The following is a 13,741-nucleotide window of genomic DNA, read 5'->3' as shown; positions in this document are numbered from 1 at the left end:
CGGGCAAAGGTACTGTAAATTCCCATTTTCGGGAACGCTTTCGGATACGGGAGAAATTGTATTTTTGAAGCCATGGAATTTATATTAGACGATCGTTATTTCATGCAAAAGGCCCTGCAGGAGGCCGAAGTAGCCTTTGAAAAGGGAGAAGTTCCTGTGGGTGCGGTCATCACCGTAAACGACCGTATCATAGCAAGGGCGCATAACCTCACCGAACAACTGCACGATGTAACCGCCCATGCTGAAATGCAGGCCATAACGGCAGCTGCTAATTTTCTGGGTGGAAAGTACCTGCACAATTGCAGTTTATATGTAACCCTTGAACCCTGCCAGATGTGTGCCGGGGCTTTGTACTGGAGTCAGATTTCAAGGATAGTCTTTGCCGCCTATGACCCGCAGCGCGGTTTCTCCACAATGGGGGGTAAAATCCACCCCAAAACGGAATTAAAGGGAGGGGTTCTGGAGGTGGAAGCTTCCGATATACTTAAACGTTTCTTTATACAGAAGCGGAATTTGAATTAAAAAAAACACCGTACAGTTGTACGGTGTCCAAAATCCTTCAAAATAAAATAAGTTTATCCGATCACCTGCACATCGGCAGCAACCATTCCCTTGCGCCCTTCCGTTTCTGAATATTCTACTTTGTCACCCTGGTTCAATTGCAAGCCGTTTAGGGCAGTGGCATGAACAAAGATGTCTCTTCCTGTGTCGTCATTGGTAATGAATCCATAACCTTTGGACTCATTGTAAAATTTAACTGTTCCGGTCATTTAGGTAAAAAATTAATGAAATAAATACTCTTACTAATTTAACCGAAATTTTTCAGAAGCGGGATGGCAGTGGTATAAAAATCCTTAAAAATTATTGATTTTGAGATGTTTTGCCATTACGGTTGCGCATTTTTTTAAGGTTTTCATCCGTAAGCATATAGTCTTTCATTTTTTTGCCCCGGCTTTCACTCCAGAGGAAGATGGGCATGGCAACCAAAAACAGGCCAATTACCCCGAAGCCAATAAATTTATTGGCCATTACACTGTCTGAATCCAGAGAAAAACCATAAGCGATACTGCCCAGGGAAGCCAGTACCATCAATAAAACCAGATATCGTATTGTTTTGCGCATCTTATCGCGTAAAGTTAATCAACTTTCTGCGGTAGGCCGTGAGCAGTTTGGACTTGGAAACAAACCCCAGGTATTTGCCATTATGGATCACCGGCAGGTTCCATGCCCCGCTATCCTGAAATTTTTTCATTACCCGTTGCATATTATCCTGTTCGTAGAAGATGTATTCGGGCGGATTCTGCATAAAAGAAGCCACTTTGATTTTATCGTACATACTGATGTCAAACATAAACTCCCGGATATCGTCTAACAAGACAATCCCCTCAAGCCGCCCTTCTTCAGAAACCACCGGAAAGATATTGCGGGCCGATTTGGCTACGGCCTGGTGCAACATTTCCCCCAGGGTCATCTCTTGACGCAGTTGTTTAAAATCGGTTTCCAGCACCTGGTCCAGTTCCATCAGGGTGAGGACCGTCTGGTCTTTGTTATGCGTAATAAGGGCGCCAATTGCGGCCAGTTCACGTGTATATATGGTATGGGCCATGGTGTTTTTGGTGATCAGATAGGACATGGCGGCGGTTATCATCAGGGGTACAAACAGTTCGTACCCGCCAGTGATCTCGGCAATCAGGAAGATGGCCGTCAGCGGGGCGTGTAACACCCCTGCAATCAGTCCTGCCATGCCAATTAAGGTAAAGTTGGATTCACTAACGGAAATACCCAGGCCAAGGTTGTTCAATACCTTGGCGAAGACGTTGCCCAGGGCACTGCCCATAACCATGGTTGGGATAAAAATCCCCCCGGCCCCTCCGGCGGCAAAGGTGGTGGTCATGGCTATGGCTTTAAATAGCGTAATACCAAATAACAGGCCAATCACCACCCAGATGTTATCGATATACGCATCAAACGGAGTTGCCCCCAGTGCTTTCAGGTGATCCCCTTCCAGCAGGTTATTGATAAAACCAAATCCTTCACCGTATAACGGGGGGATAAAATAAAGCATGATCCCTATGGCCAGCCCCCCTACCAGCAATTTGTATTTGGGGCTGCGCAGCTTTTTAAAAACAGACATTATCCCAAAGTACATTTTGGTAAAGTAGATGGAGGCCACGGCTGTTCCCATCCCCAGCAGGATATAGAAGAAACTGTCAGTTACCTGAAAGGAGTCTGTAAGTGCAAAGGTAAAAAGCTTCTCATCCCCCAGAAAAAAATAGGAGGTAAGTACCCCTGAAATGGAAGCCAGTAAAAGCGGGAGCATAGACAGCATGGTCAGGTCCAGGCTAAAGACCTCCACCGCAAAGATAATAGCGGCAATGGGGGCCTGAAAGATGGACGCAATCGCTCCTGCCGAGGCACAGGCAATCAAAAGCGTCCGGTTTTTCGAGCCGATATGCAAAATCCTCGAAACATTGGAACTGATGGCGGCCCCGGTGGCAACCGCAGGCCCAAGTAACCCCACAGATCCCCCAAAACCCACGGTAAGCGGAGCAGTTATCAATGGGGTAATGATTTTTTTAGCCTCAATGATCCCCTTTTTTCTGGAGAGGGAGTAGAGTATGGATGAGATTGCGTGTTCCAGTTTTTCCCTGTGCACGTATTTTACATAGAGGTAGACCAGGGTAAGGCCCACCACCGGAAGGATAAAATAGAGCTCATTACTAAGAAACAATACACCTTTATCCAGCAGGGATTCTATAAAATACGTACTGTTCTTTAAGGTAACCGAAGCCAGGCCTGCCAGAAAACCTACGGCCACGCTCATTAATTGCGTAAAGCTCTTATGGGAAATATGCTTATAGCGCCACTTGAGGAATTTCGTAAGCAAGGTCTGTGCTTGTATAGCCATGTCCCGTTATGATCAACCTAAAGGTAGAAAATTGGATCGGATGTAAGGAAACCTTCTGCCTATTTCTCCTTTAAGCGGAGATGTAACTCATCTAGCTGGGCCGGGTCTATAGGGGATGGGGCATCTATCATTATGTCCCGCCCACTGTTATTTTTAGGAAAGGCTATAAAATCCCGTATGGATTCCTGCCCTCCCAAAATGGCCACTAAGCGGTCAAGCCCAAAGGCAATCCCGCCATGCGGAGGGGCACCGTATTGAAAAGCATCCATCAAAAAACCAAATTGTTCCCGGGCTTCCTCAGGGCTGAAACCCAGGTGGCGGAACATGACTTCCTGCGTGGGTCTGTCGTAAATTCGGATAGAACCACCTCCAATTTCGTTTCCGTTTAATACCAGGTCATAGGCATTGGCCCGAACGGCAGCCGGATCCGTATCCAACAATTTTAGCTGGCCGGGTTTTGGGGAGGTGAAGGGATGGTGCATGGCGTGGTAGCGCCCGCTTTCCTCATCGAACTCCAGCAATGGAAAATCTACTACCCATAAAGGGGCAAATTCTTTGGGATTTCGCAATCCCAGACGCTGTGCCAGTTCCATCCGCAGCATGCTGAGCTGGGTTCGCGTGGCATGGGTTTCCCCGGAGAGGATACAGATCAGGTCTCCTTTTTGGGCCCCGGTAGCCTCTGCCCATTTTTCCAGGTCTTCTGGCGTATAAAATTTATCTACAGAAGACTTAAAAGTCCCGTCTTCATTGCATTTAACATAAACCATCCCCTTGGCACCAACCTGTGGCCGCTTCACCCAGTCAATAAGGGCATCAATTTCTTTTCGGCTATAGGATGCCGCTCCGGGAACGGCAATACCCACTACCAGTTCGGCAGTATTGAACACCTGGAAATCCCGGTGCTGGCTCAGTGCATTGAGCTCGCCAAAAGCCATTCCAAAGCGGATATCCGGCTTATCAGAACCATAGGTCTTCATGGCCTCATCGTAGGTCATACGTGGAAATTGCTCCACTTCTACCCCGTTGATTTCTTTAATGAGGTGACGGGTAAGCCCTTCGAAGGTACTGAGGATGTCTTCCTGCTCCACAAAAGCCATTTCGCAGTCTATCTGCGTGAATTCCGGCTGGCGGTCGGCCCTGAGGTCCTCATCCCTGAAACATTTTACTATCTGGAAATACTTGTCCAGGCCACCAACCATCAAAAGCTGCTTAAAGGTTTGGGGGGATTGCGGCAGGGCGTAAAATTCGCCCTCATTCATACGGCTGGGGACTACAAAATCGCGGGCCCCTTCAGGGGTAGACTTGATCAGATAAGGAGTCTCCACTTCAATAAACCCTTCAGAGGACAAATACTTGCGTACCTCCATACTCACTCTGGACCTGAAAATGAGCTTATCCTTTACCGGGTTTCTCCGGATATCCAGATAGCGGTATTTCATGCGTAATTCCTCTCCGCCGTCGGTTTGGTCCTCAATTGTAAAGGGAGGGGTCAGGGAAGGGTTCAGGACTTTGAGTTCTTCTACAAGGACTTCTATATTCCCTGTGGGCATTTTGGGGTTCTTGGAAGCCCGTTCAATTACGCTTCCCTTAACTTCCAAAACAAATTCACGGCCGCATTCCCGTGCCTGGTCCAGCAGGGCTGCCGGACTCCGCTCCTGATCAAATACCAGCTGGGTGATCCCGTACCGGTCCCTTAAATCAATCCATATAACAAAACCCTTGTCCCGTACCTTTTGTACCCATCCGGCCAGGGTAACGTTTTGTCCAATATTCGCTTCGTTGAGTTCCCCACAGGTATGCGATCTGTACATAACTTCAAATTAAGGCCGTAAAGGTACAATGGAAAGGGGGAAGCTCACAACATTTGTTCTAAACTTCCCCCTTTTTAGGTGCGTGGCCCTGCTAAAACAATCAGGCTGCCTTTTCCAGGGCAGGCCGCTTTTCTTCCCTGTTTTTTCGTTTCCCCTTAATCGCAATTTTGATGCGGTAGGTAATGTTGAACAACACCGGAACGATGATAAGTGTAAGGAAGGTGGATACCAGCAGTCCGAAAATAACGGTCCAGGCCAGGGGTCCCCAGAAAATTACGTTATCCCCTCCAATATAGATATTGGGGTCAAAATTGGTAAAAAGGGAAAAGAAGTCGATGTTCAGACCAATTGCCAGGGGGATTAAGCCCAGCACTGTGGTAATAGCCGTAAGTAATACGGGCCGCAACCTCGCCTTTCCGCCTTTTATGATGGCTTCAGTAACCTCGGGGAGGGTCAGTAATTCATTATCCGGGATGCCCAGGGCAACCTTCTTGCGGTCTATCAGGATCTGGGTATAGTCTAACAGAACCACCCCATTGTTTACAACTATCCCCGCCAGGGCAATGATTCCCATCATGGTCATCATGATCACGAAGGGCCATCCGGTAAGCATCAGCCCGCCAAATACCCCTATAAAACTCAGGAAGATGGCAGTCATGATAATGGTCGGCTTGGAAATACCCCCGAACTGAAAGACCAGTATGAGCATGATCAGCCCCAGACCGGAGAAAAAGGCTCCCATCAGGAATTGCATCTGTTTGTTTTGCTCTTCTATTTGCCCGGTAAAATCAATGGAAACCCCGGAAGGCATACCAGTAAACGTATCCATCTCCTCCTGGATCTGAGAAACGATGGCACCCGCATCCGTAAACCCGGGTTCCAGCCCGGAATAAACCGTTACCACCCTTTTCGCATCACGATGCTTGATGGCGCTGAAGGAAGAGGTGTTCCTTTTATAGGCTACGGCCGATACCGGTACTTCTTTGATACGGCCATTGGAGGGGTCCCTGAAGATTATATTCTGGTTGAAAAGGGCCGAGGTATTGTAGCGGAGGTCTTCATTAAAGCGCACATTGATATCGTAGTCTTCCCCGTCTTTTTTGTATATCCCGGCCTTGTCCCCAAAAAGGGAGCGACGCAGCTGTTGCCCCACCTGACCAACACCTACTCCCAATTCTCCTGCTTTTTTGCGGTCTACAACCACCTCCATGGAAGGCTTGCCTTTGTTTACGTCTATCTTCAGTTCCTCTATCCCGGCAATATTCTTGCTGTTGATAAAAGCCCGCATCCGCTCGGCAACATTGATCAGCGTATCGTAATTCTGCCCTTCCAGTTCTATATTGATCGGGTACCCGGCCGGAGGGCCTACCGCATCTTTTTCAACGGAGATGGCTACGCCCGGATAAATACCTGTAAGGCCGTCCTGTATTTCCTTGCGGAGCTGCTCGCTGTCTTTCCCGTCCCGGTATTTGAATTCCGGCATGGAAATGGTAATCTTCCCGCGATGGGGCATTTCTGCAGCCGAACCACCCTCCGTAAAAGGGTTTTCAGCGCCTTTCCCTACCTGGGATACAGCCGATTCCACCAGCAAGTTCTCGCCATCCTTTATGTATTCCGGGCTCCTGGCTATATCGTAGACCCTTTTTTCAATGGCCCTGGTAATCTCATTGGTTTTTTCAATGGCGGTTCCCTGAGGGTACTCTATATAAACAATAATCTGGTTGGGGGTATTGTCCGGGAAGAACTCCACCTTAGTCCGGCCGCTGCCAAGTGAAGCCCCGAAACTGATAAACGCTGCTATCAGCATCAGCACGGTAATTCCGAAGAACCAGTAGACATTTTTCCCCTTAAGGGCGTGCTTCAGGCGACGCTCGTAGAAATTTTCAAGTTTTCGAAGGGTTCCCCTCTGGAAGTTCCTGGCAACCTTTTTTATGGTGTATTTGTAGATCCAGAACAGTCCTGCCGTTACAATCATCAGGGAGCCCAAACCACGAACGGTTCCTCCAAAGATCAGGATAAAGGTCCCCAGTCCTCCCAGGACCAGGGTCAATCTGATTAATTGCCTTCGTGTAAGTTCTTTCTCCTCGGTTTCCATCAGAGAAGAGACCAGCATGGAATTCATAAAAATGGCCACAAACAGTGAAGATCCCAGTACAACCGAAAGCGTTATGGGGAAAAAAATCATGAATTCCCCCATAATACCTGGCCACAATCCCAGCGGGACAAAGGCCGCTACGGTAGTGGCGGTTGATATAATGATAGGTACTGCAATTTCACCTATTCCTTTTTTGGCAGCCTCTATCCGGCTCATGCCTTCCTCTTCCATCAGGCGATATACGTTTTCGACAACCACCACCCCATTATCCACCAGCATCCCCAGTCCCATGATCAGCCCGAAGAGGATCATGGTATTCAGGGTATATCCCAGAGCAGAAAGGATCATAAAGGACATAAACATGGACATGGGGATCGCGAACCCAACAAAGAGGGCGTTGCGGAAACCAAGGAAAAACATCAGTACGGTTACCACCAGGATAATCCCGAAAATAATGTTGTTTACCAGGTCGTCTACCTGGTTCAGTGTTTTACTGGACGAATCGTTGGAAATGGAAATGTTCAGGTCTGCCGGGAAGTAATTTGCCTTCGCATCGGCAATGATTTCCCGGATCTTTTCTGCGGCGGTAATGGCATTTTTTCCGGAACGTTTTTTCACATCCAGCATTACTACGCTTTCCCCCATTTCCCGGGCATAGGTGGTTTTGTCTTCTTCTTCAAAGGAAACCGTTGCAATATCCTTCAGATAGACCGCATCGCCATTCTCTGATTTTACCACGAAATTTTCAAGCTCCGAAGGCTGCTGGATCTCGCCCAGTATTCGGACCGTCCGCCTTTGGCCACTATTGATGAGGTTCCCGGCAGACATAGTCATGTTGCCATTCTGTATGGCTCCCAATACGTCCTCAAAACTAACCCGGGCCGCCATCATTTTGTAGACGTCCACAGCCACTTCCACTTCTTTTTCCTGAGCGCCGCGAATGTCTACCTCTTTAATTTCGTCCAGGTCCTCAATGGCGTCTTCAAGGTACTCCCCGAATTCTTTCAACTTATCTACCGGATAATCCCCGGTTAAGTTTACATTCATTATTGGGAATGACTCCGATAGCTTCAGGTCAAAAACGTTGGGTTCTACCTTGGCCCCGTTAAAAATGGGCCAGTCTTCCCCGGCTTTTTCCCCGTCCACCTCGTCTTTCACCTTTGTTTTGGCATCCTGGACGGAAATATCCTCGTCAAACTCCACTACAATCATGGAATAATCTTCCTGGGAGGTGGAGGTCAGTTCCACCAGATTGCTCACATTTTTTAAGCGGTCTTCCAGCGGATCGGTAATCAGTCGTTCAATATCCTCGGCGGTGTTCCCCGGATAAACCGTGCTGATGTAAATCTTGGTTTCTTCCACTTCCGGAAAGTCTTCCCTGGGCATGGAGAAATAAGAAGACAGGCCTATAAACAAGAAGATGCCTATCATTACATAAATCACCGAAGGGTTATCTATTGCCCAGGATGAAAGCCGGAATTCCTTATCGGCATTTTTTTGCTGTCTGCTCATTGCTTTTCTATTATTTGGATTTCCTGGCCTTCGCGGACTCTTCGGGCCCCTTCATCAATAATTTGGTCTCCTGCCCGTAATCCACTGAGGACCTCTACCCAGTCTCCCTGTATCAGCCCGGTAGTGATGATTCTTTTTTCCGCAGTAGCCATTGAGTTTGATTCCATCATGGTTGCGACATAAACGTATTGTTGCCCCTCTGCGTTTTCTGAGATCACTGAAGGTGGGATCAGCAGGGCCTCCGGATTGCTGTAATCGTTTATATTGACACGGGCTGTCAGGTTCGGTTTTATCTTTCCTTCTGCATTGGGGACCGGCACTTCAACGCTGAAAGATCGGTTGGCCGGGTTGATGTAGTTCCCGGTTTGGCGTACTTTGGTTGTAATACTGTCTCCCAGGACCGGCAGGAAAATTATCACTTCCTTTCCGGGACGGACCCCTGCCAGATGGCTTTCCGGAACCGCTACTTCCACGTACATTTCTGTAAGGTTTACAATCCGGAAAACAGGCATGCCTGCCGCCGGGTTCACAGTACTGCCCTCCTCCTGCATGATATCGTCTACAATGCCACTGAAAGGGGCGCGTATAGCTGATTTTGCAAGCTGAGCCTGAGCCTGGTTTACAGCATTGAGGGTAGCCTCATAATTCGTTTTAGCCTGCAGGTACTGGATTTCAGAACCAATATTCTGTTCCCACAGCCTTTTTTGACGCTCATAGGTGGTTTCCGCAAGGGCAGCCTGAGTACGAAGTTGTTCCAGGCCACTGGCCAAACCACCATCGTCTATGCGCCCCAGGAGTTGACCCTTTTTAACAGCATCGCCTTCCTTCACATAAACCTTCTCCAGCGTACCGGGCATTTCCGGGAAAAGCAGGATATTCTGCTTGGTCTGTACGTCTCCCTGTAGTTCGAGGTAATGATTAAAAGGCCTGGGCTGTACCTCCAAAGTGGTTACCAGCGTGATATTGTCATTGCTTTCACGGGAATCGATCACAGAATCCATCTTGCGGATGGAAGCCAGGATTTCTTTTTGTTGTTCATTAAGCTCATTTCGTCTTTGCTTGATCTGTTCCAGATTGCCTGAACTGATCAGGTCGTCTACCGACTGATTGCCACCCCCGCCACAAGCGGTAAGGAGTATTAAGCTTATTGTGATAGAATAGAATGATTTCTTCATGGTTGTGCTAATAGGTGTTTTTTTAGTATTGGATAAGGCCTTCCGGATTTAGGATGGTCTCAAGAGCTGTTTTTTTGTTGATTACATCTATCATGGCTTGCAGGTATTCCTGTTGGGCCGTATATAGCTGGGTTTGTGCCTGCCTGAGTTCAAAACTGCTGGCAATCCCTTCGGAATATTTGATTTCGTTTTTGGTTTCTATGCGCTCGGCCAGGCTGAGGTTTTTCTTGCTGGTTTGATAGCTGTCAATGGCTAAGGTAAATTCACTTTTGGCCTGTTCCAGCTGCAGATTGATTTTCTGGCGCGTCTCTTCCAACTGCGTTTTGGCTTTCTCCATAGCAATTTTGGCCCTTTGGGTACTGGCGCTCCTTCCTAAGGAACTGAAAATGGGAATGGACAGGTCAAACCCAAGGATGGAAGATTCAAAACTCTGGGTACTGCTGTCAAAATAACTGAACGGATCGTCAAAACCAGTCCTGCCGTAATTGATAAAGGCATTTAAGGTAGGCAAGGCACGGCTCCGCGCGAGTTTCCATTCGTAATAGCGTTGCTCATTCAGGTTTTGAACGAGCTTGAAATCTACGTTGTTTTCAATTTCAAAAGATGTATCCAGTAAATCGGGCCTGGATTCCTGGGCTACCAGTTCATCCAGGTCCTGGCTGAGCTCCGTGGGGTGCTCCAGGGGCAGGCCCATAACGATATTGAGCATCTGAAGGGTAATCTCTTCAAGGCGTTCGTTACTGCGCAAGACATTTTGCAGGTTCCCCAGGGTTATTTCCAGTTGCTCTACATTCTCTTCCTCCCCAAGGCCGTTTTCGTATAACTTCCGGGTTTCAAAAAGGTTTTTTTCAACGGCTTCGATATTCTTTTTCAGGATTGCAACACTTTCCTTTGCGAGTAACACATTACCATAGGATTCAACGACCTCTCTCAACACCATCTGATCCGTTTTTTCCTTGTTGTTTTTACTGTAGCTCAGGAAGGCTTTGGTGGCCTGTACCCCTACAATATAAGACCCGTCAAATATCTGTTGCTTCAGGGTAGCGGTAGCCGAGGTTTGACGGGGAGGACCGAAAACCACCGGAACAAAAGTGCCTGGTTCCCCGTCCGGAAAAAATTCCCCCGGGATCAGGGAAACGGGTTGTTTGATCTGGTCCTGGTAACTGACCAGGCCGCTAATCTGAGGTAAACCGGAAGCAATGGTTTCCCATTTCTGTTTTTGGGCATCAACCAGGTCCCGGCTTGCATTTATGGAGCTGTAGTTGTGCTCCAGGGCGTATTTGACCGCCTCCTCAAGGCTGAATTGTGTGGGGATGTCCTGTGCGGTTCCTATTTGCAAACCAGCCAACAGTATTATACCCAATCTTAGGATTCGCATTTATTCTTGATTAGAGTTGATGATATTATTTAGTATTTTTCTTCCCTCCGGTGTTACAATTCCCCTCAGGTGGTATTCCAGATAGTCATCCATCAATGCAGCAGAAGGAAAGGCTTCCGGTGGAAAAAGGGTATGGTCCTTTATGCTGCTGACCCCCGTAAAATAGATTCGGGCAACAAAGTCCACATTCAGGTTCTGCCGGTATATTCCCTGCGCTACACCTCTTTTGAGGTTGGAAACAACACAATCCTGCATTATTTCAAATTGTTTTTTCCTGAGGGACTTATGAATGATGGGATAGTACTTCTGCAATTGGTACTGCGGGGAGGATTTTTCATCCTTTAGCCGGAGCATCACAAATTTTTTGATATCGTAGAGTTCTTCGATGGGGTTTTTCTGCAGGTTGCAAATGCAATCAATCCCTTCCGAAATAGTATTGAAAAGATTAAGCGTACAATGTTCAACCAGATCGGTCTTGTTGCTGAAATGGGTATAAATCGTCTTTTTGGAAATCCCCATTTCGTGCGCGAGGTCATCCATGGTGACGCTTTTGAACCCCAGGCTGAGGAACATTTCCGTGGCTTTGTCTAGTATCTGGTCTTTCATCAGTGTGCAAAAATACAGCAGGAAACTTTTGATACAAAAAAAGTTTCCTAAGTTTTACGATTTTTTAACAAATACTTTTTGATTTCATAAAATTTATCGCAGTCCTTGTAAATCGCCGGAGCTTATATGTACATTTACCCCATGACAGAATCGCTGAAAACCTATAGACAGGCTTTCGATGCCTATATGGATAGTGCCATGCAGTTTGGGGAACCCAGAGAATTGTACAACCCCATATCTTATATTCTTGATCTTGGCGGAAAACGGATACGGCCGTTACTGGTCCTACTTGCTGCGGACTTATATGGAAACCACTCCGGGAAAGCCTTGCCGGCAGCTGCAGCAGTTGAGGTATTTCATAATTTTTCGCTGATTCACGACGATATCATGGACCAGGCTCCCATCCGCAGGGGGCAACCAACTGTACACAAAAAATGGAATACGAACACCGCGATCTTATCGGGTGATGCCATGCTCGTAAAAGCTTATCAACAACTACAGGCCTTTGAACCTTCCCTCTTTAAACCCCTGGTGGAGATCTTTTCCAAAACGGCCCTGGAAGTATGCGAAGGTCAGCAATACGATATGGATTTTGAAAGCCGGGAAGATGTAACCATTCCGGAATACCTGCACATGATTGAGTACAAGACAGCCGTTTTGGTCGGGTGTGCCCTTAAAATGGGAGCCATGGTTGCCGGAGCCGGGACAACGGACCAGGAGGCCCTTTATGCCTACGGGCTTTATCTGGGGCTGGCTTTCCAGCTCCAGGATGACTACCTGGATGTTTTCGGGAATCCGGAGAACTTTGGAAAACAGGTGGGCGGGGACATTATCGAAAATAAAAAGACCTACCTCTATTTGAGGGCACGCGAATTGGGATCACAGGAAGTTGCCAGGGAATTACTGGACCTGTACTCCATTCAGCCACGGGACCCGGCATCAAAAATTAAAAGGGTATCCGAACTGTTTGATACCACGGGGGCCAAAGGGGACACCCGCAACAAAATTGAGGAGTATACCCAGCAGGCCTTTAAACAGCTCGAATTGCTCAATATTCCCCAGGCCAAACGGGAACAACTGCACGAATTCGGAAATTGGCTGCTTAAAAGAGATTATTAACCAGGGCATGCCAGAAGGCCCCGATAAACATTTTTTTAGGCGAAGAATTGATAATCCTGAAATCTTCAGCCAGGGAGGTCTGTTCATGCAGAAAGCGCAGGATAATTTCCGGTTCTAAGGTTTTAAAAAGAGCCGAAAAAACTTCACTTCCCCTATTATTGTGCCTGGCCAGCACGCTTAAAAGCAACATATCGTAATACCAGAACTTATTTTTGGAAGCCATCTGCAATTTCGATCCGGTTTTCAGGGCCTTCACCAGTTTTTGAGCTTTTTGGGTACTGCTCCAGAAGGTATAGCCGGTACTAGCTTTGGCCCAGCCCCCTGCAATCCCGATATGGATTATATGGTCGCTGTCTGCAGCCGTAAAATGGTTGGAGGTCATCGGGATACTACCGCGCTCCGTGTCTATTATTTCATAGGCTTCGCAATGCAGGTCGTTCTTTATGTAATCCTTAAGGGCTTTTTCGTATTCTGAAGTTTCCAAGAGGTCTTCGGAAAACAGGGTGTATTCCACAATCGCCTCCGAATCGCTAAAAGGCAGGATATACATAAATCGGGTATTCCCGCTCTGTGGAATGCTAAAATCCATAAAGGTGGCCGCCTGTGCATCAAAAGCAGGCCTTTTGGTTTTTATATGCCACCCCAGAAAATGCTGTTTGAGTACGGGATAGGGTTTCATAAGGGGTTCCAGCGGTTGGAAAAGGACACTGCTGAACACCAAATTTGCCCTGTATTGGTTGGCTTGCGTAATAACTTCTGCTCCGTCCCCGCTTTCCTGTATCTCCAGCACAGCATCCTTAATGAATTCTATATTGGGATAGGAGGCGATTCGTGCATAATATGCCTTGTAAAAGGCATCTGCCCGCAGCATTTTATAGCTGAAATCCCCCAAGGGAAGTTTTTTTTCAAAATCAGGACCTTTAAAGCGAAGGTTATCCCATTGGCGGAAGAGGATATCATCGAAGGGCCCGGGCCCTTGTTCCCAAAAACACCAGGTGCGGTCATTGCTAGTTTTGGATTCCCTTTCAATGAGGGCAATCCGTTTTTCCCGGAAATAGGGATCGGAACCCAGTGCATCTGCCAGCAGCAGGCCCGAAGCCCCGCCACCTACAATTATATAGTCAAATCTTTCCATGA

The 13,741-nt window shown here is 47.5% G+C and carries 11 protein-coding genes; 2 read left to right on the top strand and 9 right to left on the bottom strand.

What is annotated here, in order from left to right:
- Positions 1 to 72 precede the first annotated feature (72 nt).
- On the top strand, positions 73 to 522 hold the full coding sequence (locus ACT6NV_RS05140) for a nucleoside deaminase (protein ID WP_445386189.1): 450 nt from the start codon (positions 73 to 75) through the stop codon (positions 520 to 522).
- 53 nt (positions 523 to 575) lie between these two features.
- Here ACT6NV_RS05140 and ACT6NV_RS05135 read toward each other — a convergent pair whose 3' ends face one another.
- The 8 genes from ACT6NV_RS05135 to ACT6NV_RS05100 form a co-directional block, all read right to left on the bottom strand.
- Positions 576 to 770, bottom strand: a complete 195-nt coding sequence (locus ACT6NV_RS05135) for a cold-shock protein (RefSeq protein WP_445383395.1) — start codon at positions 768 to 770, stop codon at positions 576 to 578.
- 91 nt (positions 771 to 861) lie between these two features.
- On the bottom strand, positions 862 to 1,122 hold the full coding sequence (locus tag ACT6NV_RS05130) for a hypothetical protein (protein ID WP_445386188.1): 261 nt from the start codon (positions 1,120 to 1,122) through the stop codon (positions 862 to 864).
- Between the two features lies 1 nt (position 1,123).
- A complete protein-coding gene (locus ACT6NV_RS05125; RefSeq protein ID WP_445386187.1) occupies positions 1,124 to 2,908 on the bottom strand; it encodes a chloride channel protein in 1,785 nt (594 codons plus the stop codon).
- 59 nt (positions 2,909 to 2,967) lie between these two features.
- Complete coding sequence (aspS, locus tag ACT6NV_RS05120) at positions 2,968 to 4,719, bottom strand: aspartate--tRNA ligase (protein ID WP_445386186.1); 1,752 nt, start codon at positions 4,717 to 4,719, stop codon at positions 2,968 to 2,970.
- 100 nt (positions 4,720 to 4,819) lie between these two features.
- Entirely contained in the window at positions 4,820 to 8,326 is a 3,507-nt protein-coding gene (locus ACT6NV_RS05115) for an efflux RND transporter permease subunit (RefSeq protein WP_445386185.1), read from the bottom strand.
- Positions 8,323 to 9,501 (bottom strand): efflux RND transporter periplasmic adaptor subunit, encoded by a 1,179-nt coding sequence (locus tag ACT6NV_RS05110; protein ID WP_445386184.1) that lies wholly within the window; start codon positions 9,499 to 9,501, stop codon positions 8,323 to 8,325. The genes ACT6NV_RS05115 and ACT6NV_RS05110 overlap by 4 nt, the downstream gene beginning before the upstream one ends.
- Before the next feature lie 22 nt (positions 9,502 to 9,523).
- Positions 9,524 to 10,879 carry a TolC family protein gene (locus tag ACT6NV_RS05105; RefSeq protein WP_445386183.1) on the bottom strand — a complete coding sequence of 452 codons (1,356 nt, stop codon included), beginning with the start codon at positions 10,877 to 10,879 and terminating at the stop codon, positions 9,524 to 9,526.
- Positions 10,880 to 11,485, bottom strand: coding sequence for a TetR/AcrR family transcriptional regulator (locus ACT6NV_RS05100; protein WP_445386182.1), 606 nt, complete (start codon positions 11,483 to 11,485; stop codon positions 10,880 to 10,882). It lies immediately after the preceding gene.
- 126 nt (positions 11,486 to 11,611) lie between these two features.
- Between ACT6NV_RS05100 and ACT6NV_RS05095 the strand changes: the two genes are divergently transcribed.
- The gene (locus tag ACT6NV_RS05095; protein ID WP_445386181.1) at positions 11,612 to 12,604 is read left to right on the top strand and encodes a polyprenyl synthetase family protein; all 993 of its coding nucleotides are present in this window, start codon (positions 11,612 to 11,614) and stop codon (positions 12,602 to 12,604) included.
- Here ACT6NV_RS05095 and ACT6NV_RS05090 read toward each other — a convergent pair.
- Entirely contained in the window at positions 12,588 to 13,739 is a 1,152-nt protein-coding gene (locus ACT6NV_RS05090; protein ID WP_445386180.1) for a lycopene cyclase family protein, read from the bottom strand. The two genes, ACT6NV_RS05095 and ACT6NV_RS05090, sit on opposite strands and share 17 nt — an antisense overlap.
- Between the last annotated feature and the right edge of the window lie 2 nt (positions 13,740 to 13,741).

The organism is Robiginitalea insularis (genome assembly GCF_052497835.1).
The sequence above is the reverse complement of the archived record's forward strand: the minus strand, read 5'-3'. Positions and strand labels throughout refer to the sequence as shown.

Coding starts and splice junctions, on each gene's coding strand:
- ACT6NV_RS05140 (WP_445386189.1), top strand. CDS start 73: ATGGAATTTATATTAGACGATCGTTATTTCATGCAAAAGGCCCTGCAG.
- ACT6NV_RS05135 (WP_445383395.1), bottom strand. CDS start 770: ATGACCGGAACAGTTAAATTTTACAATGAGTCCAAAGGTTATGGATTC.
- ACT6NV_RS05130 (WP_445386188.1), bottom strand. CDS start 1,122: ATGCGCAAAACAATACGATATCTGGTTTTATTGATGGTACTGGCTTCC.
- ACT6NV_RS05125 (WP_445386187.1), bottom strand. CDS start 2,908: ATGGCTATACAAGCACAGACCTTGCTTACGAAATTCCTCAAGTGGCGC.
- aspS (WP_445386186.1), bottom strand. CDS start 4,719: ATGTACAGATCGCATACCTGTGGGGAACTCAACGAAGCGAATATTGGA.
- ACT6NV_RS05115 (WP_445386185.1), bottom strand. CDS start 8,326: ATGAGCAGACAGCAAAAAAATGCCGATAAGGAATTCCGGCTTTCATCC.
- ACT6NV_RS05110 (WP_445386184.1), bottom strand. CDS start 9,501: ATGAAGAAATCATTCTATTCTATCACAATAAGCTTAATACTCCTTACC.
- ACT6NV_RS05105 (WP_445386183.1), bottom strand. CDS start 10,879: ATGCGAATCCTAAGATTGGGTATAATACTGTTGGCTGGTTTGCAAATA.
- ACT6NV_RS05100 (WP_445386182.1), bottom strand. CDS start 11,485: ATGAAAGACCAGATACTAGACAAAGCCACGGAAATGTTCCTCAGCCTG.
- ACT6NV_RS05095 (WP_445386181.1), top strand. CDS start 11,612: ATGTACATTTACCCCATGACAGAATCGCTGAAAACCTATAGACAGGCT.
- ACT6NV_RS05090 (WP_445386180.1), bottom strand. CDS start 13,739: ATGGAAAGATTTGACTATATAATTGTAGGTGGCGGGGCTTCGGGCCTG.